This is a genomic window from Actinomadura rayongensis (genome assembly GCF_009831215.1).
In the GTDB taxonomy this organism is placed as follows: Bacteria; Actinomycetota; Actinomycetes; order Streptosporangiales; family Streptosporangiaceae; genus Spirillospora; species Spirillospora rayongensis.
Map to the genome: position 1 here is coordinate 1 of NZ_WUTW01000002.1, position 25,208 is coordinate 25,208.

Annotated in this window: 26 protein-coding genes, 1 pseudogene and 2 riboswitches; of the genes and pseudogenes, 9 read left to right on the forward strand and 18 right to left on the reverse strand. The window is 72.3% G+C overall.

Features of this window, described 5'->3' with window-relative positions:
* Nucleotides 1–429, forward strand: a 429-nt coding sequence (locus GQ466_RS09400; protein ID WP_161102510.1) for a zinc-binding dehydrogenase, incomplete at its 5' end; no start/stop codon positions are given.
* Nucleotides 430–450: 21 nt separating this feature from the next.
* Here the strand turns inward: GQ466_RS09400 and GQ466_RS09405 are convergent.
* The 6 genes from GQ466_RS09405 to GQ466_RS09430 all read right to left on the reverse strand — a co-directional run bounded on the left by GQ466_RS09405 (nt 451) and on the right by GQ466_RS09430 (nt 6,465).
* Complete coding sequence (locus tag GQ466_RS09405) at nt 451–1,662, reverse strand: MFS transporter (RefSeq protein WP_161102511.1); 1,212 nt, start codon at nt 1,660–1,662, stop codon at nt 451–453.
* Between the two features lie 67 nt (nt 1,663–1,729).
* Entirely contained in the window at nt 1,730–3,256 is a 1,527-nt protein-coding gene (locus GQ466_RS09410; protein WP_161102512.1) for an FAD-dependent monooxygenase, read from the reverse strand.
* Nucleotides 3,253–3,924 carry a 3-oxoacid CoA-transferase subunit B gene (locus GQ466_RS09415; protein ID WP_161102513.1) on the reverse strand — a complete coding sequence of 224 codons (672 nt, stop codon included), beginning with the start codon at nt 3,922–3,924 and terminating at the stop codon, nt 3,253–3,255. Before GQ466_RS09415 ends, GQ466_RS09410 begins: the two co-directional genes overlap by 4 nt.
* The gene (locus GQ466_RS09420; protein WP_237417843.1) at nt 3,924–4,691 is read right to left on the reverse strand and encodes a CoA transferase subunit A; all 768 of its coding nucleotides are present in this window, start codon (nt 4,689–4,691) and stop codon (nt 3,924–3,926) included. Before GQ466_RS09420 ends, GQ466_RS09415 begins: the two co-directional genes overlap by 1 nt.
* Nucleotides 4,688–5,608 carry a VOC family protein gene (locus GQ466_RS09425; RefSeq protein ID WP_161102514.1) on the reverse strand — a complete coding sequence of 307 codons (921 nt, stop codon included), beginning with the start codon at nt 5,606–5,608 and terminating at the stop codon, nt 4,688–4,690. Before GQ466_RS09425 ends, GQ466_RS09420 begins: the two co-directional genes overlap by 4 nt.
* An 11-nt stretch (nt 5,609–5,619) precedes the next feature.
* Nucleotides 5,620–6,465, reverse strand: a complete 846-nt coding sequence (locus GQ466_RS09430; protein ID WP_161102515.1) for a fumarylacetoacetate hydrolase family protein — start codon at nt 6,463–6,465, stop codon at nt 5,620–5,622.
* 719 nt (nt 6,466–7,184) lie between these two features.
* On the opposite strand from GQ466_RS09430, the gene GQ466_RS09435 reads away from it, so the two are divergent.
* The gene (locus tag GQ466_RS09435) at nt 7,185–7,577 is read left to right on the forward strand and encodes a hypothetical protein (protein ID WP_161102516.1); all 393 of its coding nucleotides are present in this window, start codon (nt 7,185–7,187) and stop codon (nt 7,575–7,577) included.
* Nucleotides 7,578–7,824: 247 nt separating this feature from the next.
* Here the strand turns inward: GQ466_RS09435 and GQ466_RS09440 are convergent, their stop codons facing one another.
* Nucleotides 7,825–8,985: an FAD-dependent oxidoreductase gene (locus GQ466_RS09440; protein WP_161102517.1), complete on the reverse strand. Its 1,161-nt coding sequence runs from the start codon at nt 8,983–8,985 to the stop codon at nt 7,825–7,827.
* 114 nt (nt 8,986–9,099) lie between these two features.
* On the opposite strand from GQ466_RS09440, the gene GQ466_RS09445 reads away from it, so the two are divergent.
* Both GQ466_RS09445 and GQ466_RS33110 read left to right on the forward strand, forming a co-directional pair.
* Nucleotides 9,100–9,843 (forward strand): MBL fold metallo-hydrolase, encoded by a 744-nt coding sequence (locus tag GQ466_RS09445; protein WP_337193401.1) that lies wholly within the window; start codon nt 9,100–9,102, stop codon nt 9,841–9,843.
* A 160-nt stretch (nt 9,844–10,003) separates the two neighbouring features.
* Nucleotides 10,004–10,357: pseudogene (locus tag GQ466_RS33110) on the forward strand (TetR-like C-terminal domain-containing protein); the annotation flags it as partial.
* Between the two features lie 50 nt (nt 10,358–10,407).
* On the opposite strand, the gene GQ466_RS09455 reads toward GQ466_RS33110, so the two are convergent.
* Nucleotides 10,408–10,983, reverse strand: a complete 576-nt coding sequence (locus GQ466_RS09455; RefSeq protein ID WP_161102518.1) for a histidine phosphatase family protein — start codon at nt 10,981–10,983, stop codon at nt 10,408–10,410.
* A gap of 23 nt (nt 10,984–11,006) precedes the next feature.
* Nucleotides 11,007–11,161, forward strand: a riboswitch (cobalamin riboswitch).
* A gap of 34 nt (nt 11,162–11,195) precedes the next feature.
* On the opposite strand from GQ466_RS09455, the gene GQ466_RS09460 reads away from it, so the two are divergent.
* Together GQ466_RS09460 and GQ466_RS09465 are read left to right on the forward strand one after the other, a co-directional pair.
* Nucleotides 11,196–11,420: a CbtB domain-containing protein gene (locus tag GQ466_RS09460; RefSeq protein WP_103562149.1), complete on the forward strand. Its 225-nt coding sequence runs from the start codon at nt 11,196–11,198 to the stop codon at nt 11,418–11,420.
* A gap of 34 nt (nt 11,421–11,454) precedes the next feature.
* Complete coding sequence (locus GQ466_RS09465; protein WP_161102519.1) at nt 11,455–12,303, forward strand: CbtA family protein; 849 nt, start codon at nt 11,455–11,457, stop codon at nt 12,301–12,303.
* A 699-nt stretch (nt 12,304–13,002) separates the two neighbouring features.
* Here GQ466_RS09465 and GQ466_RS09470 read toward each other — a convergent pair.
* Nucleotides 13,003–13,743, reverse strand: coding sequence for an SDR family NAD(P)-dependent oxidoreductase (locus tag GQ466_RS09470; protein WP_202420351.1), 741 nt, complete (start codon nt 13,741–13,743; stop codon nt 13,003–13,005).
* A 328-nt stretch (nt 13,744–14,071) separates the two neighbouring features.
* Between GQ466_RS09470 and GQ466_RS09475 the strand changes: the two genes are divergently transcribed.
* The gene (locus tag GQ466_RS09475) at nt 14,072–14,797 is read left to right on the forward strand and encodes a TetR/AcrR family transcriptional regulator (RefSeq protein WP_161102520.1); all 726 of its coding nucleotides are present in this window, start codon (nt 14,072–14,074) and stop codon (nt 14,795–14,797) included.
* Nucleotides 14,798–14,818: 21 nt separating this feature from the next.
* Nucleotides 14,819–15,559, forward strand: a complete 741-nt coding sequence (locus GQ466_RS09480) for a hypothetical protein (protein WP_161102521.1) — start codon at nt 14,819–14,821, stop codon at nt 15,557–15,559.
* A 110-nt stretch (nt 15,560–15,669) separates the two neighbouring features.
* Here the strand turns inward: GQ466_RS09480 and GQ466_RS09485 are convergent, their stop codons facing one another.
* The 9 genes from GQ466_RS09485 to GQ466_RS09525 all read right to left on the reverse strand — a co-directional run bounded on the left by GQ466_RS09485 (nt 15,670) and on the right by GQ466_RS09525 (nt 23,194).
* Nucleotides 15,670–16,449 (reverse strand): sulfite exporter TauE/SafE family protein, encoded by a 780-nt coding sequence (locus tag GQ466_RS09485; RefSeq protein WP_337193402.1) that lies wholly within the window; start codon nt 16,447–16,449, stop codon nt 15,670–15,672.
* 242 nt (nt 16,450–16,691) lie between these two features.
* Nucleotides 16,692–16,916 carry a hypothetical protein gene (locus GQ466_RS09490; protein WP_161102522.1) on the reverse strand — a complete coding sequence of 75 codons (225 nt, stop codon included), beginning with the start codon at nt 16,914–16,916 and terminating at the stop codon, nt 16,692–16,694.
* A gap of 2 nt (nt 16,917–16,918) precedes the next feature.
* Nucleotides 16,919–17,740 carry an ABC transporter ATP-binding protein gene (locus GQ466_RS09495; RefSeq protein WP_161102523.1) on the reverse strand — a complete coding sequence of 274 codons (822 nt, stop codon included), beginning with the start codon at nt 17,738–17,740 and terminating at the stop codon, nt 16,919–16,921.
* Nucleotides 17,730–18,809, reverse strand: a complete 1,080-nt coding sequence (locus GQ466_RS09500; protein ID WP_161102524.1) for an iron chelate uptake ABC transporter family permease subunit — start codon at nt 18,807–18,809, stop codon at nt 17,730–17,732. Before GQ466_RS09500 ends, GQ466_RS09495 begins: the two co-directional genes overlap by 11 nt.
* A complete protein-coding gene (locus GQ466_RS09505; protein ID WP_202420352.1) occupies nt 18,802–19,878 on the reverse strand; it encodes an ABC transporter substrate-binding protein in 1,077 nt (358 codons plus the stop codon). Before GQ466_RS09505 ends, GQ466_RS09500 begins: the two co-directional genes overlap by 8 nt.
* Nucleotides 19,879–20,056: 178 nt before the next feature.
* Nucleotides 20,057–21,277 (reverse strand): iron uptake transporter deferrochelatase/peroxidase subunit, encoded by a 1,221-nt coding sequence (gene efeB / locus GQ466_RS09510; RefSeq protein ID WP_161102525.1) that lies wholly within the window; start codon nt 21,275–21,277, stop codon nt 20,057–20,059.
* Entirely contained in the window at nt 21,277–21,726 is a 450-nt protein-coding gene (locus tag GQ466_RS09515; protein ID WP_161102526.1) for a copper chaperone PCu(A)C, read from the reverse strand. Before GQ466_RS09515 ends, efeB begins: the two co-directional genes overlap by 1 nt.
* Nucleotides 21,723–22,406 carry an SCO family protein gene (locus GQ466_RS09520; RefSeq protein ID WP_161102527.1) on the reverse strand — a complete coding sequence of 228 codons (684 nt, stop codon included), beginning with the start codon at nt 22,404–22,406 and terminating at the stop codon, nt 21,723–21,725. The genes GQ466_RS09515 and GQ466_RS09520 overlap by 4 nt, the downstream gene beginning before the upstream one ends.
* Before the next feature lie 176 nt (nt 22,407–22,582).
* On the reverse strand, nt 22,583–23,194 hold the full coding sequence (locus GQ466_RS09525; RefSeq protein ID WP_202420353.1) for a hypothetical protein: 612 nt from the start codon (nt 23,192–23,194) through the stop codon (nt 22,583–22,585).
* Between the two features lie 143 nt (nt 23,195–23,337).
* A riboswitch (cobalamin riboswitch) is annotated at nt 23,338–23,523 on the forward strand.
* 32 nt (nt 23,524–23,555) lie between these two features.
* Here GQ466_RS09525 and nicT point away from each other — a divergent pair.
* Entirely contained in the window at nt 23,556–24,638 is a 1,083-nt protein-coding gene (gene nicT, locus GQ466_RS09530) for a Nickel transporter NicT (protein WP_161102529.1), read from the forward strand.
* Nucleotides 24,639–25,208 lie beyond the last annotated feature (570 nt).

The following is a 25,208-nucleotide window of genomic DNA, read 5'->3' on the forward strand; positions in this document are numbered from 1 at the left end:
CCCGACAAAACCCAAGCAGTCCTGGACGCCGGCGCGGACGCCGTCGTGAACTACAAAGACCCCGACGCCGCCGCCCACATCCGCGCACACACCGGCGGCACCGGCGTCGACACCGTCCTGGACAACGTCGGCGGGCCGATGGTCCCCCTGGCGATCGAGGCGGCGCGGCTCGGCGGACGCATCGTCCTCTCGGCGATCATGGGCGGCCGGACCGTCGAACTGCACATCAACGACATCTTCTCCAAGCACCTCGACATCCTCGGCACACGCGCCGCCACGCGGCGGGAGCAGGAACTCGTCCTGGACTTCGCCGCGCGCGGGCAGATCGCTCCCGTGATCGGCGCCCGCTATCCGCTCACCGAAGCAGCCGACGCGCACGCAGCCCTGGACGCGGGCGCGCACGTCGGCAAGATCGTGCTGGTGCCGTAACACGCCCACGGCGCCGGGGATCTACTCCGGCGCCGGGGCGAGCGTGCGGGGCAGCAGCGCGACCACGGCCGCGCCGAGCACGGCCGGGATCATGAACGCGACGAACCCCGCGCGCGGCGAGACGACCAGCGCGGTGGCCGCCGACACGTACGACGGGCCGACGATCGCGCCGAGCCGTCCGACGCCGAGGCCGACGCCGAGCGCGGTGCCGCGCAGGTGCGGCCGGTAGAACGCCGACATGCACGCGATGATCATGTTCTGGCAGCCCAGGGACCCGAGCCCGGCCAGCGCCGACACCACCAGCAGGACCGGCCGGGGCTGGTTGGAGCTGAGCGCGAGCAGCGCCACCGCGGCGAGCGCGAACGTCCCGGCGGTGACCGCCTTCAGATGCCCGCGGTCGGCGAGCAGCGCGACCAGCAGGCCGCCGAGGCTCGCGCCGACGGTGAACGCGGTCAGGAACTCCAGGGACGAGCCGAGGTTGTAGCCGTTCTTCACCATGACCGTCGGGAGCCATGCCGTCGTGCTGTAGACGAGCGCCATGCTCATGAACGTCGCGACCCAGAGCAGAACGGTCCCGCGCGCGGTGGTGCGCGTGAACAGCTCGGCGGCCTGCGCCGTGACGGAGACCCGCGCGGACGGGCGCAGCGCCCCGGACGGCACGATCCGCCAGATCAGCGGAATCAGCAGGATGGGCAGCACACCGATCCAGAACAGGGTCTGGAACGGGTGGCCGGGCAGCAGGATCCGGCCGAGGAGCGCCGAGGCCGTCCCGCCGACGCCGATGGAGCCCAGGGCGATGGCGAGATGGAGCGTGCGGCGTCCGGCCGGGGCCGTATCGGCGACGAGCGCCGACACCAGCGGCGCGAGCGCGCCGATCCCGATGCCGGTGCAGAACCGCGCGGCGCCGAGCTGGACGAGGTCGGACGCAAGTGCCGCGCCTAGCATCGACAGCGAGATCCACGCGGCGGCGACGGTCATCGGCAGGCGGCGGCCCCGGCGGTCGGCGGCCCAGCCCGCGAGGACGGAGCCGAACGGCATGCCGAGCGCCGTCACGCTGCCGAGCGTTCCGAGCGTGGACGGCGACGCGCCCCACGACCGGTCGTGCAGCAGGCTCGGCCCGATCGTGCCGAGCGCGAAGAGGTCGTAGCCGTCCACGAGCAGGACGAGGCACGCCAGGACGAGGATGCCCGCCTGTCGCCGCCGCGTCGCGGGACGGGTGAGGGTCGCGGTCACGCAGACCTCCTTGAGCGTGGCCCCGCTTCGGAACAGGGTGGGCGAAGCGGGGCCGGGATGAGAACGGCTACTCCGGATGACCGATCGCGCGCCGCAGGATCTGCCGCGCGGTGCCCGGCGTCCCGGCGGCCCAGGCGACGTGCTGGTCGGGCCGGACGAGCGCGAGGCCCGCCGCCGGGTGGTGGAGCAGTTCCAGCGGGACGCCCGCGTCGTCCGCGGCCTTCGCGAACTCCGCGACCTCCGGCCGTCCCATGTCTCCGACCAGCGTAAATTCCCGGCCGAGCCGGTCGTACAGGGACTCCCCCGGACCGAGCCACGCGTGCGCGAGCCGTCCGCCCGCCGCTCCGGCGACGAGCGGCGAGCCCTGGTAGGTGTAGCCGAGGACGAGGTCGAGGCTGTGGAACTCGCCGTCCTTGGACGTCTGCACGGCGCGGGCGACGGCGGGCCGGGCGGCGGCGAACTCGGCGTCCGTTCCGGTCAGGCGCGGATCGGCCAGTTCGGGCGCCAGCGTCGCCATGTTGCGGGCGGCCTCCTCGATCGTCCGCGCGGCGATCGGGCGGCGTTCGGCCTCGTAGCTCGCGAGCAGCGCGGCGGGCGCCCAGCCGTTGCGGACGGCGGCGAGCTTCCAGCCGAGGTTGACCGCGTCGCCGATCCCGGTGTTGAAGCCGTGCCCGCCCCACGGCGGGTTCAGATGCGCGGCGTCGCCCGCGAGGAAGACGCGGCGCGTCGCGTACCGCTGAGCGAGCAGCATCTTGGCCGTCCACGGGTCGGTCGCGACGATCTCGGCGTCGACGGCGTCGCCGACCAGCGCGCGGACGAACCGCAGCGGGTCCGCCTCCCCTTCCTCCCGTGTGACGCCCTGAGCGATGCACCACCACAGGTCGTTCAGGTCGAGCCGTCCGACGAGGCCGGGCTGCTCCGCGTTGAGCACCCAGTAGTGGACGGCCGGTCCGTGCGGGACGCGGTCGGCGAGGCCGGGCGCGCGGAACACGATGTTGAAGTTGGGCCGCTCGTCCGCGCTGCCCTCGTAGACGACGCCGATGGCCTCGCGGACCTTGCTCCAGGCTCCGTCCGCGCCGACGACGTAGTCCGCGCGGATCTCGCGCGCCGTCCCGTCGGTTCCGGACAGGACGGCCGTGACGCCGTCGTCGTCCTCGGCGAGCGAGACCAGGGACCAGCCGGTCTCCAGCCGCGCGTGCGGGGACGCGGCGATCGTCTCGCGGAGCACCTGCTCGATCGCGGGCTGCCCGATCTGCTGCCCCGGCTCGGCGGCGCGGTCATCGCCGGCCAGGTCGAGGCCGAAGCAGCCGTGGAACCGCGTGATCTCCCGGCCGAGCAGCGCGGTGGCGAAGACGGCCTGGTCGGACCAGGAGACGGGCAGCGCCGCCCGGTCCCGGACCCGCCCGGCGATCCCCCACCGGCGGAACAGCTCCATCGTGCGCGCCGACGTCGTCTTGGCGCGCGGCCGGAGCCACGACACCTCCGCGCGCGGCTCGACGACCAGCGCGGGCACCCCGTGGTGCGCCAGTTCCAGCGCCGTCGCCATGCCCACCGGCCCGCCTCCGGCCACCAGGACCGGAACGTGCTCGTTCATGCTTCTCCACTCGTCGTCTCGGGCCGTGCCGGCGAGCCCTGGACCGCCACGGGCGCGGCGGTGGCGGCCAGCAGCTCGTCCACGGTCACGCCGGGCGCGGTCTCGACCAGTGCGAGGCCGTCCGCCGTGACGTCCAGGACGCCGAGGTCGGTGATGATCCGGTCCACGCACGCCCGTCCGGTGAGCGGCAGCGAGCACTCGGCCACGACCTTGGGATTCCCCGCGCGGTCCCGGTGTTCCATCACGACGATGACCCGACGGGCGCCGTGGACGAGGTCCATCGCTCCGCCCATGCCTTTGATCATCTTGCCGGGAACGGTCCAGTTCGCCAGGTCCCCCGCGGCCGAGACCTGCATCCCGCCGAGGACGGCCGTGTCGATGTGGCCGCCCCGGATCATCCCGAACGACAGCGCGGAGTCGAAGAAGGACGCGCCCGCGAGGACGGTCACGGTCTCCTTGCCCGCGTTGATCAGGTCCGGGTCGACCGCGGACTCGTCCGGATACGGGCCGGTGCCGAGGATCCCGTTCTCGGAGTGCAGCACCACCTGCACGCCGGACGGCAGGTGGTCGGGGATGAGCGTCGGCAGGCCGATGCCGAGGTTGACGTAGGTGCCGTCGGCCAGCTCGGCGGCGGCGCGGGCCGCCATCTCGTCGCGCGTCCAGGGCATCAGGACGTCCTCCCGGCGGCGACCGTGCGGCGTTCGACGGGCTTGTCCGCCGCCTGCTCGGGGGTGAGCGGCAGGACGCGCTGCACGAAGATGCCCGGCAGGTCGACCTCGTCGGGGTCGAGCGCGTCCACGAGGTGCTCGACCTCGGCGATCGTGATCCGTCCGGCCATTCCCACGACCGGGTTGAAGTTGCGCGCAGACCGGGCGAATGCGAGGTTCCCGTACCGGTCGCCGCGCTCGGCACGGACCAGCGCGAAGTCACAGACGATGGCGGTCTCCAGGATGTAATCGCGGCCGTCGAACACGCGGACCTCCTTGGGCGGGGACGCGACGGCCACCGACCCGTCCGGCCCGTACCGCCAGGGCAGGCCGCCGTCGCCGATCTGGGTGCCGACGCCGGCGGGCGTGTAGAACGCCGGGACGCCGACGCCGCCCGCGCGGAGCCGTTCGGCGAGCGTCCCCTGCGGGACGAGTTCCACTTCGAGTTCCCCGGCGAGGTACTGGCGGGCGAACTCCTTGTTCTCCCCGACGTAAGAGCCGGTGACGCGGGCGATGCGGCCCGCGCCGAGCAGGATCCCGAGTCCACGGTCGTCCACGCCGCAGTTGTTCGACACCACGCGCAGGTTCGTCGCGCCCGACGCGTGGACGGCCCGGATCAGCGTCTCGGGGACGCCGCAAAGCCCGAACCCGCCGACCGCGATGCCCGCGCCGTCACCGATGTCGGCGACCGCCTCGGCGGCCGAGCCGATCGTCTTGTCCATCGTCATCGGCTGTGCGCCCCGGTCATCAGCGCGGCCAGGTCGTCGGGGCGCAGGAAGGACGGCGGGGGCGGCGGACCCCAGTTGAACAGCCCTTTCGCGCCCTCTAGGACCTCGGGCGTCCAGAGCTGGTCGTCCAGGATCGTGTCCATGTCGGAGTAGTACTCGGCGAAGTTGCCCGCCGGGTCCTTGAGGTACCAGAAGAAGTTCGACCCGGCGTGGTGGCGGCCCAGGCCCCACACGTGCCGCTCGGGGTGGCCGTCGAGCATCGCCGAGGCGCCGCGTCCCACGTCGTCGATGTCGTCCACCTGCCAGGACGTGTGGTGCAGGAAGCCGACGGGCGCGGCGAGCACCAGCACGTTGTGGTGGTCGGTGGAGCAGCGCAGGAACGCGCCCGCGTCCTTGATCTGGTCGCTCGTCTTGAAGCCGAGGCCGTCGCGGAAGAACACGGTCGTCGCCGCGAAGTCGGTCGTGCCGAGGACGGCGTGGCCGAGCTTGCGCGGGCGTACCGGGTCCGTCCGCAGGATTCCCGGGGCGCGCGCGCCCGCGCGCTCGATGCGGCCCGGCCCGTTGTAGCGGGTCGCGGGGATCTCCGGCTGGACGTTCCTCGGCTCCACCTGGAGGACGGCCCGGACTCCGGTGACCTGCTCGTGGACGGTGAGCGTTCGGTCGTCCGACGTCACGGCGACGCCGAGGTCGCGCAGGCGCGCGGCGGCGCGGTCCAGGTCGTCGCGGTCGTCCACGCCGACGCGGAGTTCGACCAGCCGCCGGGTCGCCGCCGGAACGATGCGGAGCTGGTCCCCGCCGTCGCGCGTCGCGAACCAGCCGTCGTCACCGGCGGCGAGGCCGAACTCGGCGTAGTACCCGGCGGTCTCCGCGACGTTCGGTACCCCGATGGTGACGGAACTGAGGCGGTGCAGAGCCATCGTTCCTCCTGTCAGGCCGTGACGAACGTCTGCCGGAGTTCGCCGATGCCCGCGACGTGGCTGACGAGTTCGTCGCCGGGCGCCAGCCAGCGCTGCGGGCTGCGGCCGAGCCCGACGCCGGCGGGGGTGCCGGTGAACAGCAGGTCGCCGGGGAGCAGCGTCACGATCGCCGACAGCCGCGCGATCAGCGTCGGGATCGGGAAGATGAGGTCGCGGGTGCGGCCCTTCTGGACCTCCTCGCCGTTGATCGCGGCGCCGAGTTCCAGGTCGTCGCGGTCGGCGAACTCGTCGGGGGTGACGACCCACGGGCCGGTCGGCGCGAAGCCCGGGAACGACTTGCCGAGGCTGAACTGCGGGGCCGGGCCGGCGAGCTGGGAAACGCGCTCGCTGATGTCCTGTCCGACGGTCAGGCCGGCGACGTGGTCCCACGCGTCGGCCTCGGCGACGTGGGACGCCGTCTTGCCGATCACGGCGACCAGCTCGACCTCCCAGTCGGTGTGGCCGCCCGGGGGCAGCGTGACCTCGGTGACCGGGCCCGACAGCGCCGTCACGAACTTGGTGAACACCGGGGGCAGTCCCTCGGGCGCCGAGAAGCCCGACTCGGCGGCGTGGTCGCGGTAGTTGAGGCCGACCGCGACGATCTGGCGCGGCGCGGGCACCGGCGCGGCGAGCGCGGCCTGGTCGAACTCGGCGCCGCGCGGCAGCTCGGCGGTCGCCGCCCACCGCGTGAAGGCGTCCCAGTCGGTGTAGACGGCCTGGGGATCGGAGCCGAAGCGCCCTCCGCTGGCGTGCTCCACATCCACCGCCCGTCCCTGGTCGACCAGGACCAGACGGCCGGCGAGGTTGGCAATGCGCATCCCTGACTCCAATCGAGCATGATGAATAGGTTTGATTGTGCGCGCAGTCACAGGCGGACGTCAAGAGCTTGCTCGGTAATGAGCATGATGAATGCGCTGGTTAGCGCATCGGCCTGGGGCCGCATCCGACATGACCCGGCCGGCCGCGCCCGGGGCCTGCGACGCGCCAGGCGCGCCACCGTTCACCACGGCGAGGCCCGCGACCCCCGAATCCAGGGGCCCGGGACCGCGTCTCCACCGATAACGCCGACTGCGGATCACCCCCTATGGGGCGCCCGCCCAGATGCCTCGACGCGCGCGAGCGTTGGGGCGAACCGCCGCTCGTTCGGCCCGCGCAAGGCCGGTCGACTGCCCTCACGCCCCGCACCCGGCGCTTCGACGCCGCGAGCGACGTGGCCTCCCGGCGTTGGGCGTGACCGCCCCGCGCCCGATGACACAGGCCAGAAGAGGTCTCGTTTTTCAGGACATCATACCCGACATGCGGGACATGAATCTGGAACGTTGGCGATCCAGGTCCACACATGCGCCATTGTGCTTCCACTTTCGCGCAATAACACGCTTCACACCCAAATCTTCCCTTCGCGAGATCTCACCAGCACGGCACCTTCGGCAGCGAACAGAGCCACCCAGTCACCCATTAAGCTGTCAATTGACCAGCGCCCTCAACGGGCGACGAGTACATATAAGAAAACTCGGAACAGAAGGGAGATTCAGGCACTATGAATGGCCGAGTTCAGGACGCGCCGTCGCTACGTGCGAGGCGGCGCGTCCGGCTGACCGCCGCGCTCGCCGGCAGCGCGCTCGGCGTGTTCTTCCTGCTCGCCGGGGCGCGCAAGCTCTACGGCTGGGACTGGGCGATGCACGTCTACCGGCACGACCACCCGGTCTGGGTGTACTACGCGTCCGCCGTGGGCGAGGTCGCCACCGGGATCGGCCTGCTGCTCCCCCGCCTGCGCTTCGGCTCGGCCGTCGCGCAGCTCCTGCTCATCGCCTGGGTCACGTTCGTTCCCCTGCGTCCGCCCGATCCCTCCACCGCCGGCCCGGCGGTCGTGACGACCGTGCTGCTGGTCGCGGTCGCGGTCATCACCCGTCCCGCGACGCCGCGCGCCTAGCCGCCGATCTCGATGACCGGTTCAGCGCGGGTGAGCCTCAGAACAAGTCTAAATTCCGCCCTGATATACCGCGCACACCACCAGTGAGCGGGACTTCATGACTTTTTAGCAACAAGACCTTATTCATACATTTCGCAACTTATACGGCCGCGGCCATCGCGATCCGATGCCGGTGGCTCCCGGCTGCACCTCCAGCGGCATGGGCGCGTGCTGTCGGTGCGCGACGCGCTCCGGGGCGCCCTGACGCCTACCGGACCGCCCGTGCGCGGGCGCGGGTCGCCAGATCGGCGGCGATGAGCGCGCTGTTGATCGAGATCTCACCGCGCATTCCGGGCGCGGCGACCATGTCCCCGACCAGGTAGAGGCCGTCGGCGCGCTCGACGGCCGGGCGGTCCCGCCATGTCCGTCCTGGCAGGTCGAGCGCGCCGGTGCGGCCCCGGGCCACGGCGGTGCGCTGGAAGGTGACCCGGTCCGCCCAGCCGGGCAGGAGCTGGTCGGCGAACGCGCGTAGCCGCTCGTGGGCCTGCGCGTGACGTTCACCGTCCCGGATCGGCATCTGGAGCTGGAACAGGGACTCGCCGCGCGGCGCGATGGAGTCGTCCTGCATCGTGTAGCTCTCGTGGAACCCGCCTTCGTCGAGGTCGAACGCCAGCGTGCGGTCGCGCCGGTGGGAGCGCACGGCGACATCGAGCAGGGCGGCGTGGCCGCTCGGCCAGGTCAGGCTCGGGTCGTCCAGGAGGCGGGCGGCCGAGGCCAGGTCCGTCGCGACGATCACCGGGCCGTCCGCGGGCAGCGCGTCGACGCGGGCGCCCGTCTCGATCGCCACGCCCAGTTCGGCGGCGCGGGCCGCCATGCGGTCGATGACGGTCTGCCAGCCGCCGCGCACCCACCGGACGGCGGGCCTGCGCGGGCCGAGCACCCGCTGGAACAGGTCCCAGACGAACGCGGCGGACAGGCGTCCGGTGTCGGCGTCGTAGGTGACCACGCTGATCGCGTTCGCCAGGTGTCGCGCGGTGGCCTCGCCCCAGTGGTCCGACGCCCAGGTGCGGAAGTCGACGTCCACGGGCGCTTTCAACCACCGGCGGGACTGCGCGCGCAGCATCCGGACGGGCGGCACGCGGCGCAGACGGCCGTCGACGCGGAACCCCGCCTTCGCGAACGCGGCCGGGGACGGCCAGCCCAGCCCCGCCACGAAGCCGCGCTCGGCCAGCCACCGGTAATGCGGACCGTCGGCGTAGAAGACATGGGCGCCGTCGTGCGCGACGTAGGGCTTGGACGTCGCCCGGCCGCGTCCGCCGAGCGTGCGGTGCGCCTCGTACAGGCGGACGGGCGCGCCGGCCTCCGCGCAGGCGATGGACGCGGTCAGGCCCGCCAGCCCGCCGCCGATGATGGTGATGTGGGTCGTCATGCCGACAAGGACGCGGCGACCGCCGATCCTGTGACACGGTTCAGGCCGAGTTGTTCGCCGACCGGTCCGTCCCTGACGATGCCTGCGGCGGCGCCCCGAACCTGAGGAGAACCCGTGAGCTACGACCCCCCGGTGCAGGCGGCCGAGAACGTCTTCCTCGGAACCGGCACGGACGTCAACTGGGTCCTGCTGCGCGACGGCCGCGACCTCACCCTCATCGACGGCGGCTATCCGGGGGACCTCGCCGCGGTCGTGGCGTCCATCCGCGCGGTGGGCCACCGGCCCGAGGACGTCCGGGCCATCCTGGTCACGCACGCGCACGTCGACCACCTCGGCGCGGTGAACCCGTTCCACGCCCGCTTCGGGACGCCCGTCCACCTGGCCGAGGCCGAGGTCCCGCACGCCCGCCGCGAATATCTCCAGCAGCTCACGCCGGGCCGGTTGCTCGCCCAGCTCCACCGGCCGGGCGTCCTGCCGTGGACGTTCCGGATCCTGCGCGCCGGTGCGACGCGCGATGTTGCCGCGCCGCACGCCCTGCCGTTCGCGTCCGCCGGTGCGCTGGACCTGCCCGGCGCGCCCGTCCCCGTGCCGACGCCGGGCCACACGTCGGGGCACACCGCGTACTTTGTCCCGTCCGCCGGCGCGGTGGTGACGGGCGACAGTCTCATCACCGGACACGCCGTCTCGCGTCGCCGAGGCCCCCAGCTGATCGCGCCGTGGTTCAACCACGGCGACGACGCCGAAATCGTGGCCGCTCTCGACGCGCTGGAGCGCCTTGACGCCGACACGGTGCTCCCCGGCCACGGCCCGGTCCACCACGGCTCGATCCGCGCCGCCATCGCCGACCTCCGCACCTGACCGCACGCCCCCGGCGACAGACCGACCGCGCGACACCTTCTCCTGCGCAACACCGATCACATGCGCTCGCCGACGAGAGTGGCCGTGTCCAGACCCGAGCGCCTGCGCTGTCTCGCGGCAGCGGGCTCGGGGCCTCGGCAGGCGACGTCGATCCGTCGCAGTGCACCATGGCGTTCGCGGGCGGCGCCATCGCTCATGCGAGCCACGCCGCCACCCACTCGCGCCAGGCCAGGGGGCACCGCACGGGCCGAACCCGCCTCGCCGGACCGCGCACCCCGTACCTGGCTACCGCGCGGCGGACGACATCACGCTCGTCACGTCCGAAACGATGATGTTGTTGCTCGACGCCTGCATGGCGTTAGACCCGTCGGCGATCCCGCTCGACGCGCCTCGCCGATCACCGCGCTTGGGCGGGCGACCGGCCGGCGTGCTGCACAGGGTGCTGAGCTTCTGGACGTGGCTGCACGGCGTCCTGTCTCTGGAACTCGCGGAGCAGTTCGCCGGGATGGGCTTCGACCCGGCGCGGCTTTCGCTGCCGAACTCGCGGACGTCCTGGCCGGTTGATTACTCCGCCGCGAGCGGGTGCCCGGTCTCGCGCAACCGCCAACGGCCGCCGTCGCGGGACAGGACGGTCAGCGACAGCGGCGCCGTGTCGATCCGCCAGAACCCGCCGGGCGGCGCGGCCAGCACGTGCAGGACGGCGGCGCGGATCAGCGCGGGATGCGTGACGGCCGCGATCCGCTGCGGACCCGTCGGCAGACGCTCCAACCACGCCGCCATGCGCGCCATTGCCCGGGACAGCGGCTCACCGCCGTGCGGAGCCGCGTCCGGGTCGGACATCCACGCGACGAGGCCCGCCGGATCCTCCGTCTCCAGTTCGGACAGCGCACGGCCGCGCCATCCGGCGACGTCCACGTCGGCGAGAAGCGGGTCAGGGGACGCGTCCAGGCCCAGTGCTCGGGCGGTCTCGCGGCAGCGGGCCTCGGGGCCTCGGTAGGCGACGTCGATCCGCCGCAACGCGCCGTGGCGTTCGCGGGCGGCGGCCAGGCCGTGTGCGGTGAGTGGTTCGTCGTCCGGGAAACGGGCGGAGCGGGTCGCCTCGGTCGGTGCGTGCGCGACGAGGAAAAGCCGGACCGTCACCGTCCGGTGACCGAGACGGACGTGAACAGCCTTTCATTGACGGTTCGACGCGCGGAGCTTAAGGTCACGACGGTAGATGGTAGGGGAAGCCGGTGGAAATCCGGCACGGTCGCGCCACTGTGATCCGTCCCGTCCCGGGATCGGAGAGTCAGACCTCCGCCATCGCTAACGGTCCATCGAGCGCGGGACGCAGGATCCCCGGGAGGCCCCTCATGAGCACGTCCACCACCCTTGACGGTGCGCGCACCGGCTCCACCCCCGTCGTCCTCGGCGGGACGCGCGCGGCGCTGTGGCTTTTCGGCACCGTTCTGCTCGGTGTGGCGCTGTACTACTTCATCGGCATCGACCAGGGCGCCACCTCGGTGTTCGGCAACGACACGCACGTGCACGAGTTCGTCCACGACGCGCGGCACTTCCTCGGTTTCCCCTGCCACTGATCCACGGCACCGGACACAACTGAAGGAGCGGGCCGTGGAACGGCAATTCATCGTGCGCGGAATGGCCGTGGGCGCGATCGGCGGGCTGCTGGCCTTCCTGTTCGCCCGGATTTTCGCCGAGCCGCAGATCCAGAAGGCGATCGACTACGAGAGCGGTCGCGAGGCTGCCCAGTCCCTGCTCGACAAGACGGCCGGAATGCCCGTCGAGCATGAGCACGCCGAACCGTTCAGCCGCGCTTTCCAGGGCAACGTCGGGATCGGCGTGGGAATCATCGCGTTCGGCATCGCCATGGGCGCGCTGTACGCCGTCGCTTATGCGCTGGCCTGCGGACGCACGGGCAAGGTCAGGCCGCGGACGCTCGCGCTGCTGGTCGCGGGGGGCGGCTTTCTCGCCCTGTACCTGATCCCGTTCGCCAAGTACCCCGCCAATCCCCCGGCCATCGGCCACGAGGACACGATCCGGGAGCGCAGCGGGCTCTACCTGCTGATGGTGGGGATCTCGATCGTCGTCCTGGTGGCCGGGACATGGCTCGGGCAGCGGCTTCAGGCCCGCTTCGGGACGTGGAACGCGACGCTGCTCGCCGTCCTGGCCTGCGCGGTGGTTCTCGGCGCGGTGATGCTCGTCCTGCCCTCCTTCGGCGAGCTCAGCGCGAACGTCGAGGCGTACGGGCATCACGCCACCGAGACTCCGCTGCCCCTGCGGGACGCGCAGGGACGCATCGTCTATCCCGGCTTCCCCGCCGACACCCTGTTCGCCTTCCGCTTCTTCTCGGTCGCGGCGCAGGCCGTTCTGTGGGGGACGATCGGGCTGTGCTTCGCGCCGCTCGCCGAGCGCCTGCTCTCGCCTCGTCCGGACACGAGCGCGGCACCCGCCACCGCCTGACCCGCCGTCGCGGACGGTGTCCCGCTCACGTGCGCGCACCCACGCCGCCCGCTGCGCTCAGAACATGCTCGGCGCGGAGCAGCGGGCGGCCGGGAGCAACGCGTCTGCCTCGCTCGGGTCGGCGCGGCGCATGGCCGGGGTTGACGCGTCGGCCCTGCTTGGCGCGGAGCGGCGAACGACCCGGAGGGACGCGTCCGCCCTGCTCAGGGTGGAGTCGCGCATGATCGGGAATGACCCGTCCGGCCTGCTCAGCGCGGAGCGGCGCACGGCTGGGAACGACACGCCCGCCCTGCTCAGCGCGGAACGGGGAAGGGCCCGGAGTGACGCGTCCGCCCTGCTCGGGGCGGAGCGTGGCGGGCCGGGGGAACGCGACCGTCCTGCTCGGGGTGGAGCGGCGCACGGGCCGGAGTGGCACGTCCGGCGTGGAGTGGCGCGGGGCGTGATGCGTCCGCTGTGTTCCCGTCCGTGGGTCACCCGGTGGTTCAGGCTTGCCGGACCGCACATGTGGCTGGATGGCCACAGTTGTTAAGCGCCGTGGCGGTCGGATTCTTGCCGACCAGGAAGCCGGGCGGCGCGGAAAGGGCGAGCGGGTTGAGCAGTGCGTTGCTGGTCGATGCGCCTTCTGAGCGACGCTGATGTCGTGACGATCCGTTTTCGGTCGCCTAGCGGGTTAGTGCCGGCGGGCGTGCGGACGTGGTGTCAGGTCAGGGGCTGACCGTCGGCGAAGAGGCCTCCGGTAGGTCCGTCGGCGGGCAGCGTGGCTGCCCAGACGACGCCTTCAGCGCTTTCGGCGGCTGGACGGTCGTCGGTGTCGTCGCCGCGCTCGGGGTGGGTGGCGGTGCTGCCGGGGTCGACGGCGTTGACGAGTATCGGCGTGTCCTTCAGCGCGCGGGCGAGCACGCCTGTCAGGGCGTTGAGCATGTACTTCGCCATCGAGTGCGCCGGGGCGCGCAGGCTGGCGCCGAGGTCGAGGCCGGTGGCGACCTGTAGCGCGGAGAGGCTGGAGACGTTCACGATCCGCGCGGCGGGGGCTGCGGTCAGCAGGGGCAGCATCGACTGGGTCAGTGCCCACGGGCCGAGCACGTCGACCTCCATGGCGGAGCGCACGGCGTCCATGTCGGCGTCGAGCGCGGACAGGACCGTGAAGTCGGGCATGTCGCTGGCGTTGTTGATCAGGACGTCCAGGTGGCCGAAGGTCGTGGCGAGGTACCGGGCGGCTTCGTCCATGCCGGCCCGGTCGGTCAGGTCCAGGCGCAGCGCGGTCGCGGCGTGGCCGTCGCGGCGCAGTTGCTCGGCCAGCGGCTCGGCCCGGGCGACGTCGCGGGCGGTGAGGACGACGTGGTGGTCGAGTTCGGCGAGTCGGCGGGCCACGGCGAAGCCGAGTCCGGCCGGTCGGCTGGTCCCGGTGATCAGGGCGGTCTTGACGGTCATGACGGTCATGACGGGGGTTCGTCCTTTCGATCATGTGAAGGCCGGTCGCGACGACGCGGAGCGGGTATCTGGGCGCCCGCCTGCAACCCCGGCTTGGGGAGTCTGAGGGCGTTGAGAATCAACGGCCTCGCTGGGTACGTCTCGAGCCCGGGCAGGAGCGGGATCGTCTTCGGGCAGGAGCCCCCGCCGGGCCGGACCGGCCCGAGCAAGGGACGAGGCCGGCCAGTACGGGCCAGGCCATGGTGGTCCTGGGCTAGCGATGGATGAACTTTGTTCACTGTGAACGATCAAAGTTCTATGCAACGAACTTAGTTCATGTCAAGTTATAGTGCGACGCATGGCGATCGATCCCAAGCTTCGCCGGGCGGCTCGGCACGCCCAACCCGGCGCCACGGCCGAGGCCACGACGGCTCGCAAGGTGCCCCTCACGGTCGAGCGGATCACCGACGCCGCGCTGCAGGTCGTGGCCGCCGAGGGCTACGACGCGCTGACGATCCGCAGCGTGACGAAGGTGCTCGGGACGGTCCCGTCGTCCCTCTACGCCCACATCGTCAACAAGGCCGACCTCGACGATCTGCTGATCGGTCGGCTGTGCTCCCAGATCACCTTGCCCGAGCCCGACCCGGCACGGTGGCGCGAGCAGATCCGCGATGTATGCGTCCAGCTCCGCGACCAGTACCTGCAGTACCCGGGCATTTCCCGCGCAGCCCTCGCGGTGGTCCCGACCAACCTTGAGGCGTTGAGAGTGAGCGAAGGAATGCTCGCCATCCTGCTCGCCGGAGACGTCGAACCGCAGGCCGCGGCCTGGGGCATCGACGCCCTATCTCTCTACATCGCCGGCTACGCGCTGGAGACCTCGATGGTCCGGCAACGGCAGAAAGACCCGGACGCGGCCTGGGTCGTGAGCCAGGACGAACTCATCCGCCGCTTCACCGCGCTGCCCGAGGAAACGTTCCCGCACACCCGGGCACACGCGGTCGAACTGACCTCGGGAGCCGGGCATCAACGTTTCGACTTCGCTCTCGGGCTGCTCATCGACAACCTGGCCCAACGGGCTACTTAGCCGCCGACCGGGAAGGCGACCATGGCATTGCGTGTCGGCACGAGCGTCCTTCGGCGCACGTCGTCCGGTCGGCAACGGCACGGCGCGAGAAACCGGGCCACGATGCACGTGAGGGGAATCGCCGTCGCCATCGTCGTGTCCGCGCTGGCCGCCTGCAGCGCGGGTACCTCCAACGCGACCCGAGACCGGGCTCCCGCGACCAGGGCATCGTCGACGGAATTCATCTCCTCACCGGACGAGGAGGATTGCACCGGCCGACCGTGGCGTCCCCAGAACCCGGCTTTCGCCGGGCCCGGCCCGCACCTCATCGCGCCCATCCCGCTCACGGAAGGAAGTCCGGACGACGTCGCGGTCACTTTCACGGGCCAGGCCCACGAGCCTTACGTCAGCGGGAGTCTCCAGCAGGACAGGGGCGCAGACCCGTCCGTCCTCACCTGGAACGACAGGCTGGAACAGGTGCAGCTTCTCGCCTGCATCACGGCGGCGAAGGGCGCCGGGCCGATCGGAAAGGTGACCTGCACGTTCACCGATCCCCCAGGAACGGCCCACAGATTCCCGCTCTACAGCGGCAACTACTCCGTGACGCTTCGCGAAGCCCGCACAGGACGCGAAGTAGAAACCCTGACCGTCCCCGGCACGCTGAACGGCACCGACAACTGCCCGAGCGTCGCCACCGACACCGACATATTGCTGCGCGCACTGGACTGGAAGGAGGTCAGCGACAGGCTCCGCCCGCTGTCCAGCCAGCCCGCGCCCCGCTGACCCACAGCCCGGCCCGACGACGGGAGCACATTCGCTCACCCGATTCCGCTCGGCTGCGGAGTGCGCGGCTGATCGGCCAGCGGGTCCACACCGGTCGCGGTTCCGCTCGGTCAGGTGATCGCCTGGACGAGGTAGAGGACGGCCAGCGCGGTGGCCAGGCAGCCCAGCGTGAGCCGCAGCGCGGTTTCGGGAAGCCGGGGTTGCAGGCGGGCGCCCAGATACCCGCCGACCAGGCCGCCGAGGCCGCAGGTCAGGCCGAGGGTCCAGTCGGGGGCGATGTCCCCTTGTGCGGTGCGGGAGAGCACGGCGTAAGTCGCGGCGCCGGTCAGCGAGGTCAGGAACGTGGACGCCAGCGCGGCCGGGGCGACCTGGGCGACGGGCGTCCCGCGGCCGACGAGAACGGGCCCGAGGATCGAACCGCCGCCGATGCCGTAGACGCCTCCGACGGTCCCGACCGCCAGCGCGAGCGCGGTGACGAACCGGGTGGACGGACGGCCGTCGGCCCCACGGGACGGACGCAGGGTGCGGGCGCACAGCCACAGGCCCAACGGCAGCAGGAGCAGACCCACCAGGACGCGGAAGACCGCGGGACCGGGAACGACGAAGACCCGCAGGGCCGCGCCCGCGACGACTCCGGGCAGCGTCCCGGCGATCAGCAGCCGGGTCAGCGGACCGCCAAGAGCGCCCTGCCGGTAGTACCGGACCAGCGCGCCGGGACCGGCGACGACGTTGAACAGCAGGTTGGTCGGCGTGACCGCGGGGTTCGGCACGTTCAGCACGCTGAGCTGGACCGGGAGCAGGAACACCGCCCCCGACACCCCGACCGGAGCGGTCACCATCGCGATCAGCGCACCGACGGCGAACCCGAGCAGTTCGACCTGCCCGGTCACGTCCGCAACTCCGCTCGCATCACGCACAGCATGCCCTACCCCGAGCGGCCACCGGGCGTTCGGCCGTCGCCGTCGGTGCGGACGACGCGCTGTGAGGTCGGTGGCCGCTCGGCCGGTCCCGACGTGATCGTCGGGACCGTGCGGCCCAGAGCCGTGGCGATGGTCGACGACGCCACGCCCCCGGGCCCGCAGCGGCTAGGGCCGGCCCGTCCCGGTGCGGGACGGGCCGCCAGGCGGGCGGGTCAGGCGGACGGAAGCAGCCCGATGGCCGCGTCGAACGCCCCGGCCCGCGCCTTGTCGACGAGGTCCTGGAACTGCCCGGCGCTCATCTGGATCTTCTGTCCGAAGTCGTCGGTGATGACGACGCGCTTGTCGGGCTCGGCGTGCGGCGCGACGAACACCTCGGGGCAGCCGCAGTCGCACTTGCCGCAGAGAGTGGCGACATGGGTGAGGGAAGCGGAGGTCATAGTCAGTGCCCTTCGTAGGTCGACGGGCGGGGATTCCGGTCGGAGCCGCCCGGTTGCGGGGTGGGGGCCGCCACTGCGATGTGCGGACGGCCGGTCAGAGGGTGTGGGCCGACGTGGGCGCGGACGCCGAAGACGTCCTCGATGAACGACGGCGTGAGGACGTCCAGCGGCGGCCCGTGCCCCACGACCCGGCCGGCGCGCAGCACGACGACCCGGTCGGCGTGCGCGGCGGCCTGGTCGAGGTCGTGCAGCGCGGCCAGCAGCGTGAGGCCGAGCGAGCGGACGAGGTCGAGCAGGTGCAGTTGGGAGCCGATGTCGAGGTAGTTGGTGGGCTCGTCCAGCACCAGCAGCGGAGCCTCTTGCGCCAGCGCCCGCGCCAACAGGACGCGCTGCCGCTCGCCGCCCGACAGCGTGGACATCAGCCGGCCGGCCGCCCAGAACATCCCGACCCGGTCCAGCGCCGCGTCGACCGCCGCCCGGTCGGCCCGGGTCTCCCGGTCCAGCGCGCCCTTGCGGCCGGTGCGTCCGACGGCCACGGTCTCGGCCGCCGAGAACTCGCCGCTCACCTGGTTGTGCTGGGGCAGGACCGCCCGGTGCCGCGCGGCCGTGCGGGGACGCATCCGCCACAGGTCCGCGCCGCCCAGGTGGACGACGCCGCCGGACGGCCGCAACGTCCGGTACACGGTCCGCAGCAACGTGGATTTTCCGCTGCCGTTCGGGCCGACGAGCGCGACGAACTCCCCCGGCTCCACCGTCAGGTCGACGTCGGCGACGATGGGACGCGCGTCGATCCGGACGCTCACGCCGGCCAGGTCAAGGCGCATCGTCGCCTCCCGCGGCACGGCGGCGCAGCAGCCACAGGAAGAAGGGGACGCCGAGCCCGGTGGTGAAGATCCCGACCGGCAGCTCGTCGGGCCGGTCGGCGGTCCGCGCGGCCAGGTCGACGAGCACGGTGAACAGCGCCCCGGCGAGCAGCGCGACGGGCAGGACGCGGCGGTGGTCGCCGCCGACGACGAACCGCGTCGCGTGCGGGACCATCAGCCCGACGAACCCGATGCCGCCGACGACGCTGACGACCGTCGCGGTGAGCAGCGAACCGACCACCAGCAGCGTCACGCGCAGCGCCGCGACCGGGACGCCGATGCCGGTGGCCGCGTCCTCCCCGGCGAGCAGCGCGTTCAACTCCCGTGCCCGGACAAGCAGGAAGCCCCCGCACAGGCAGATCAGCGCGGCGGGAACGCCGAGGTCGCTCCAGCTCGCCCCGGCGACGCTGCCCATGAGCCAGAACATCATGCCCTGCAGCTCGGTCGGGTTGAGCCGGAGCTGCACGAACGTCGTCGCGGCCGTGCACAGGTAGCCGATGGCGACGCCGGTCAGCACGAGCCGCGAGTCCAGCAGCCGTCCGGCCCGCTGCGCCAGCAGGTAGACGACCGCCGCCGACCCGATCGCCGCGACGAACGCCGCGCCCGTCACGCCGAGCGCGCCGACCAGGCCGCCGGCCGCCGTCCCGCCGAGCGCCGGGACCAGGACCGCGCCGAGCGACGCGCCGGACGAGACGCCGAGCACGTACGGGTCGGCGAGCGGGTTGCGGACCAGCGCCTGGAACGCCGTCCCCGCCACCGACAGGCCCGCCCCGGCGAGCGCCGCGAGCAGCACGCGCGGCGTGCGGATCTGCCAGACGACCTGGTCGAGCAGCGGATCGGCGTCGCGTCCCGACAGGTGCGCCCGGACCACGCCCCAGACGTCGCCGGGCGGCAGGTTCACCGAGCCGATCGAGATGCCCGCGACCAGCGCGCCGCCGAGCGCGCACGCCAGGACGGCGAGCAGTACGCCGGTCCCGCGCCGTCCGGCCACCGGGTGCGGGCCCCGCCGTTCCGGGCGGACGTCAGCCACCGGAACGCACCGCCTCGGCGATCTTCTCCACTCCGGCGGCGTTCAGCGGGCCGAGGTAGACGCCGTCCGAGACGACCGTGTAGGTCCGCGTTCTGGACGCCCGCCACTGCGGGTACGCGGCGAACAGCTTCGCCGCCTCGGCGTCCCCCTTCTCCTGCGGCGTGAACAGCCCGACCACGAGGACGTCCACCTGCGCCGCCGCGAGCTGCTCCCGGCTGAGCGTCCGCGTCAGGTTCTCGCCCTGTCCGGAGAACGCGTTGACGCCGCCCGCCGCCCTGATCACGTCGTCGTAGATCCCGCCGGTCATGACGGCGGGCAGGCCGTTGGCGTTCATCATCGCCATGCCGGGATAGGCGATCAGCACCTTCTTCCGTTGGCTCGCGACCCGTCTGCGGACCGCGTCGACACGGGCGCGGAGCCCGTCGACCAACGTCGTCGCGCGCTGCTGCACGTCGAAGATCCGGCCCAGCAGGAGCAGGAACTCCAGCGACGAGTTGATCGACTGGTTCTTGTGGGCGGTCTTCTCGGCGGGTGTCGCGTCCGGCTTGCCCGAGGCGCAGTTCACCGGGTTCACCAGCGAGGTGATCCCGGCGGCGGCGAGCTGCTCGCGCGTGGCGAAGCCCTTCTTGGCGTCGAAGCCGCCCGACCAGGTGGACACCACCAGGTCCGGCCGGAGCTTCAGCACCTGCTCGGCGGGGACGTCGAAGTTCCTGTTCATCGTCACCCCGCCCGTCGGCAGCGCCTTGATGCGGCCGATCATCGACGGGTCGTCGGAGACGCCGTAGGACTGGGCGTTGGCGACGACGGTGCCGCCGAGGCCGAGCATCAGGAAGCTCTCGACCTCGCCCACGGACGTGCCGTTGAGGATCAGCACGCGCCGGGGCGACCTGCGGAACGTCACCTTGGTCCCGCAGTTGTCGAACGTCAGGGGGTAGGCGGTCGGCCCAGCGGGACCGGACGCGATGGGCTCGCCGGTCGTTTCCGCGTCCGACGCGCCGCAGGCGGAGGCGGACACGACGGCGATCGCGCTGAGCACGGCGGCCAGGGGCCGCCGGAGATGGACGTGCATTGAGGTCTCGTCTCCGTTTCGTGTGAAAGCGTCCGGGCGGGGCGGCCCGGCGGCAAGATCGCCCGGGAAGCCGACAGGACGGTCGTCACCGGGCCAGGGCAACGCCGCGTCCCCCGGGAGGGCGCGTGCTGCGGCGGGTGAAGTCGGCCGCGACCGGGACTGGGGGTCCAAGGTCGGTTCACGTTTCCAGCAGCTCCCGGCCGACGTAGTCGCCCGGTTCGGCGCCCGGTGGGACCGCGAAGACCGCGCTGGACTCGTGCCGGATGAACCGGGTGAGGTGGTCGGCTCCGTCGAGCTTGCGCTGGACCTGGACGAAGCCGGTCGTCGGGTCGGCCTGCCAGGCGACGAACAGCAGACCCGCGTCGGGGGTGCCGTCCGGGCGGAGACCGTCGTGGTAGGAGAAGCTCCGGCGCAGCATCGTCGCGCCGCCATTGGACTCGGGCGCGGCGACGCGGACGTGCGCGTCGGCGGGGATGGCCGGTGATCCGTCGGGCCGGACGCTCACCAGGTCGGGCGCGGTCGTCTCGGTGCCGCCCGACAGCGGTGCCCCGTTCGCCTTGCGGCGGCCGATGACCTTCTCCTGGCGGTCGAGCGGCAGGCGGTCCCAGTCGTCCAGCAGCATCCGGATCCGGCGGACGACCGCGTACGAGCCGCCGCGCATCCAGGTGTCGGGGGCGTCCGGGCCGACGAAGATCGCGGCGTCGAAACCGGTGTCGCCGGGGCGCGGATTGCGCGTGCCGTCGATCTGGCCCATGAGGTTGCGTGCGGTTCGGGGCCGGTCGGTCGCGCCTCGTGCCCGGTTGAAGCCGCTCATCTGCCAGCGGATCCGCGCCGTTCCTGCCGCGCGCCGCTGGAGCGTGCGCAGGGCGTGGAACGCCACCGGGGCGTCGTCGGCGCCGATCTGGATCCAGAGGTCTCCCCCGCCGCGCCGCGGGTCGAGCGCGTCCGCCGCGAAGGGCGGCAGCGGTGCCAGTCCGGCGGGCGGTTCGCGGTCGATTTTGGGGAAGAGCGTGCGGCCGAATCCGAACGTCACGGTGAGCGCGCATGGTCCCGCGTCGAGCGCGATCTGGTCGTCGTCGTCCGGTGTCCGGCCCGCCGTCATCGCCGCCGCCGCGTCCGACCACCGGCGCAGCAGCGCCGCGGTCGCGCGGCGGTCGGCGCCCGCGGCCAGGTCGAACGCGACGAGGTGGCCGACCGCCTGCGCGCGCGTCGTGATTCCCGCCTGCCGTGCGCCGTGGAACAGCACGGCCGTCGCGCCGATGGCCGTCAGCGGAACCGGACGGCCGTTGCGCAGCGGTACGGACGCCGCACCGCCCGCGACCAGGCCCGCGAGTCCGGTGCCGCCCGCGGTGCGCAACAGCCGACGTCGGGACAGGCGTCCCGTCTCGGTGTCGTCCATCACATGCCCTGGTCCGTGCCGCCCGCCGGCTTCACCGGCGCGTGCACGACGATCTGCCCGGACTTCGCGAACCGCAGGACGAACTCGACGGTCTCCCCGGCCTGGGGCAGCCGCTTGAGCCCGTCCAGCATCAGGTGGTTCGCGCCGACCCGGAACGTCAGGCGGCCGTGGGCGGGGATCGGGAACGCCGCGACGGCCTTCATCTGCCCGGCGTCCGTCGTGCTGTGCATCGTCACCTCGGCGGCGACGGCGCTCGTGACGCCGGTCAACGTGTCGTCGACGCCTCCGGAGTTGACGATCGTGAGGTAACCGGCGGCCATGTCCGCCATCGGCGGCTGCGGCACGTAGGCGCCGGTCACGGTCAGCCTCGGTCCGGCCGTGGAACCGGAGCATCCCGTCAGGGCGACGGCCGCCCAGCAGGCCAGGACGAGGGGAACGAGGCGCCTCATGCCGTCCCGCCCTTCAGGATCTCGGGCAGGGCCGCCGCGTACTGCCGCGCCGGCACCCCGGCGGTGAAGATGAGGTGGGCCTTGTCGTCGGTGGGGAAGAACGCCAGGACCTCGGCGCCGTGGCTCACGGTGTAGCCGCCGTCCGCGCTCTTCACCGGGGGCTCGATCGAGACCCCGACGGTCCGGGCGGCACGTCGGACGCTCGCGAAATCGCCGGTGAGCCCGACGAAACGCGCGTCGAACGCTGCCAGCCAGTCCTTGAGGCGCTTCGGCTTGTCCCGAGCGGGATCCGTGGTGACGAAGACGACGGAGAACTTCGTGCGCTCGGCGGCGGGCAGCGTCCGGACCGCGTTGGCGACGTCGGCCATCGTCGTCGGGCACACGTCGGGACAGTGCGTGTATCCGAAGTACAGCAGGGTCGGGCGGCCCTTCGTCCGCTCGACGAGGTCGAAGCGATCGCCGTTCTCGTCGGTGAGGACGAGGCGCGGCTTGGGCAGCGGCCGATCCGGCCGGAGCACGCCGGACTCGGCCGCCCTCGGCGACGCCGCGGACGTGGCGGCCGAGGACCGGCCGTCTTCCGACGAACCGCAGGAGGTGAGGACGGCCGTGCCGACCGCCACCAGTGCCAGGCCGCCGACGACGCGGCGGCGCCGCACGTCGGCGGGGAGGATTGAACGCATGGGCGACTCTTCTCGGGGCGTCACGGAACTCCGCGCCGGCGTCGGCGGCGGGGACGCGCCGCGCGAACGCCGAGGGCCGGAGCGGAGAAGGGAAGGACCGGGCCGGAGCCCGGCAGCGTGAACGCGACGGCCGGACCTGTGCCCGGCGCGAGAAGGGTGGAAAGTGTCCGGGGTGCTCAGACCGTCGCGAGACGGCGCGGCGGTCCCCGCCTGATCACGGCATGCGCGAGGACGGTCGTACCGCGACCCTCGCGGTCCTCCGCCCGCCGGACCCGGCGCACGGCGAACACGGGCGGCGCGCAGACCGAGACCAGCGCGACGGCCGCCAGGAGAAGGGCCAGGACGAATTCCGAGACCGCGTCGATGCCGCGCTCGGACAGGCGCACCAGAGCCCACAGTGCCGCGCCGCCACGCCGCAGGACGAGCCCGAAGGCCAGCGCGGCGGCCAGGTGCAGCACGAACATCGTGGGCGACGGCATGAAGGGCCACGCGCCGCCCATCCCGGCGTGATCCGGCATCGGCGGCGGGCCGGCGGTTTTCGACGCGTCCATCCCGCACTGACCGGCGGAGAAGATGATGTGCGTCAGCACTTGGCCGCACAGCAGGATCACGGCCACGCCCCGCGCCGTGCGCTCACGCCCGACGAGCGGAACGGTGAACGCCGCCGCGAACGGCAGCGCCGCGGCCAGCGTCCCGGGTGGGACGGTCCGGTGGGAGGCGAGCGCGTGCGCGGCGGCGGAGAGCGCGACGCAGACCACGGAGAGCACGCCGGCTCTCAACAGCCTCATTCCCGCGTCCGCGCGCGTCGCCTCGCCCATCGCGGTCATCCTCCCACCCGTCCGCGCGCGTCCCGCTCCAGGGTCGAGCGAACCGCGTCCGCTCGGGCAGCGAGTCGCAAATGCGAGGAATATGCAGTTATGGACGTGGCGGGTTACAGTGACCGCGTCGTGGTGATCGGGAAGACCGGTGTGAGACCGGAGCGGCCCTCGCCACTGTGATCGGGGAGTTCGCACACCGTCCGAGAGGCGTCACTGGCCGGGTTCGTCCGGCCGGGAAGGCGAGGTGCGCGGACGCGGGACCCGTCAGCCAGGAGACCGGCCACGGCACAGCGTGACGACCATCCACGAGGTGCTGGAGAGGCGGTCATCCATGGCGATGACGGACGTTCGCGCGCGCCGGTTCGGGCGCGCCGACTGGATCAGGACGGGCGTGCTGCTCGGCGTCATCGCGGTGATGCACGTCGTCGCGTTCGGCGTCCTCGTGCTCATGGTGTCGCCGCGCGGCTACACGGTCGGGACGCAGGTGTTCAGCATCGGGCTGGGCGTCACCGCGTACACGCTGGGCATGCGGCACGCCTTCGATGCCGACCACATCGCGGCCATCGACAACACCACGCGCAAGCTGATGGCGGACGGTCAGCGGCCCGTGGCGGTCGGGTTCTGGTTCGCCCTCGGGCACTCCACCATCGTCGTCGCGATGGCGGCCCTGGTCGCCGCGGGCGCGCAGGTCGCCGGGACGCTCGTCAACGAGGACTCGGGTGCCCACGCCGTTCTCGGCCTGATCGGCACGACGGTCTCGGGTGTCTTCCTCTACCTGATCGCCGCGCTGAACCTGATCGCGCTGGCCGGGATCCGCCGCGTCTTCCGCGCGATGCGGTCGGGCGAGTTCGACGAGGCCGAACTGGAACGCCACCTCGACAACCGGGGCGTCATGAACCGGATCCTCGGGCGCTTCACCCGCTCGATCAGCCGGTCGTGGCAGATGTACCCGGTCGGTGTGCTGTTCGGCCTGGGCTTCGACACCGCCACCGAGGTGGCGCTGATGGTCATGGCCGGATCGGGCGCCGCCGCGGGCCTGCCCTGGTACGCGATCCTGGTCCTCCCGCTGCTGTTCGCCTGCGGGATGAGCCTGTTCGACACGCTCGACGGAACGCTGATGAACTTCGCCTACCACTGGGCGTTCGCCAACCCGGTGCGCAAGGTCTACTACAACCTCACGATCACCGGGCTCTCGATCGCCGTGGCCTTCGTCATCGGCACGATCGAACTCGTCGGCGTCCTGCACGACAAGCTCGGCCTGCGCGACGGCGTCACCGGCTGGATCTCCGGCCTCGACCTGGGCAGCGTCGGCTACATCATCGTCGCCCTCTTCGCCGCCGTATGGCTGTGCGCACTCGCCTACTGGCGCATCGCCAAGGTCGAACACCGCTGGACGACACCCGGCGCACCCTAACCCCCATCGGCCTCCGGCGCGCAGTCGTGGCTCGTCTCCCGTGTAGATGGACGAGCCTGTGCAGCCGCAGGACGGTCACCGGCCCGGATCGGCACGAGGCCGCACGTCGACGCGATGGCGGTATTGGCCGGGGTCGGTGGTCTGCTTGACGGCCGCCTTGGCGACCCGTGCGCCCGCGCGGACCATCGTGCGCAGCCCCGGGGCAGCATCCGTGCGGGCTAGTCCAGAACGAACGGCGTCGGCCGGGCCAGTCCCCCACGTTGACGGCGCCGACGGCGACCAGAACCCCGAGGTAGGCGGCGTGCGCAATCCGCCAGCGAGTACGACCGGAAGCAGGCGGTGAGCATGACCAGCAGCAGCGCGAGATGATCGCGCAACATTTCCGCTGATCACACGACACCTTGGCTCCCACCCGCTGACGCCCTTGCCGTCCGCCCCGGCATAGAGCGGCTTGACCGCGTCGGCGGCGTCTCGGCTGTCGCCGTCAGCCGGGGCGTCGCAGAACGGGGCATCCGCGTGCCTACCAGCGCCACAGTCGCCTCGACCGCTAGGACTGTCGCGCCTGCCGAT

Bases quoted from the DNA above. Each gene is read 5' to 3' on its own strand.
- GQ466_RS09410 (WP_161102512.1), bottom strand. From the start codon at position 3,256: ATGAACGAGCACGTTCCGGTCCTGGTGGCCGGAGGCGGGCCGGTGGGC.
- GQ466_RS09525 (WP_202420353.1), bottom strand. From the start codon at position 23,194: ATGAGGCTGTTGAGAGCCGGCGTGCTCTCCGTGGTCTGCGTCGCGCTC.
- GQ466_RS09480 (WP_161102521.1), top strand. From the start codon at position 14,819: ATGGCATTGCGTGTCGGCACGAGCGTCCTTCGGCGCACGTCGTCCGGT.
- GQ466_RS09475 (WP_161102520.1), top strand. From the start codon at position 14,072: ATGGCGATCGATCCCAAGCTTCGCCGGGCGGCTCGGCACGCCCAACCC.
- GQ466_RS09425 (WP_161102514.1), bottom strand. From the start codon at position 5,608: ATGGCTCTGCACCGCCTCAGTTCCGTCACCATCGGGGTACCGAACGTC.
- GQ466_RS09490 (WP_161102522.1), bottom strand. From the start codon at position 16,916: ATGACCTCCGCTTCCCTCACCCATGTCGCCACTCTCTGCGGCAAGTGC.
- GQ466_RS09495 (WP_161102523.1), bottom strand. From the start codon at position 17,740: ATGCGCCTTGACCTGGCCGGCGTGAGCGTCCGGATCGACGCGCGTCCC.
- GQ466_RS09460 (WP_103562149.1), top strand. From the start codon at position 11,196: ATGAGCACGTCCACCACCCTTGACGGTGCGCGCACCGGCTCCACCCCC.
- GQ466_RS09420 (WP_237417843.1), bottom strand. From the start codon at position 4,691: ATGACGATGGACAAGACGATCGGCTCGGCCGCCGAGGCGGTCGCCGAC.
- GQ466_RS09505 (WP_202420352.1), bottom strand. From the start codon at position 19,878: ATGCACGTCCATCTCCGGCGGCCCCTGGCCGCCGTGCTCAGCGCGATC.
- GQ466_RS09415 (WP_161102513.1), bottom strand. From the start codon at position 3,924: ATGCCCTGGACGCGCGACGAGATGGCGGCCCGCGCCGCCGCCGAGCTG.
- efeB (WP_161102525.1), bottom strand. From the start codon at position 21,277: ATGGACGACACCGAGACGGGACGCCTGTCCCGACGTCGGCTGTTGCGC.
- GQ466_RS09430 (WP_161102515.1), bottom strand. From the start codon at position 6,465: ATGCGCATTGCCAACCTCGCCGGCCGTCTGGTCCTGGTCGACCAGGGA.
- GQ466_RS09470 (WP_202420351.1), bottom strand. From the start codon at position 13,743: ATGACCGTCATGACCGTCAAGACCGCCCTGATCACCGGGACCAGCCGA.
- GQ466_RS09435 (WP_161102516.1), top strand. From the start codon at position 7,185: ATGAATGGCCGAGTTCAGGACGCGCCGTCGCTACGTGCGAGGCGGCGC.
- GQ466_RS09515 (WP_161102526.1), bottom strand. From the start codon at position 21,726: ATGAGGCGCCTCGTTCCCCTCGTCCTGGCCTGCTGGGCGGCCGTCGCC.
- nicT (WP_161102529.1), top strand. From the start codon at position 23,556: ATGGCGATGACGGACGTTCGCGCGCGCCGGTTCGGGCGCGCCGACTGG.
- GQ466_RS09440 (WP_161102517.1), bottom strand. From the start codon at position 8,985: ATGACGACCCACATCACCATCATCGGCGGCGGGCTGGCGGGCCTGACC.
- GQ466_RS09520 (WP_161102527.1), bottom strand. From the start codon at position 22,406: ATGCGTTCAATCCTCCCCGCCGACGTGCGGCGCCGCCGCGTCGTCGGC.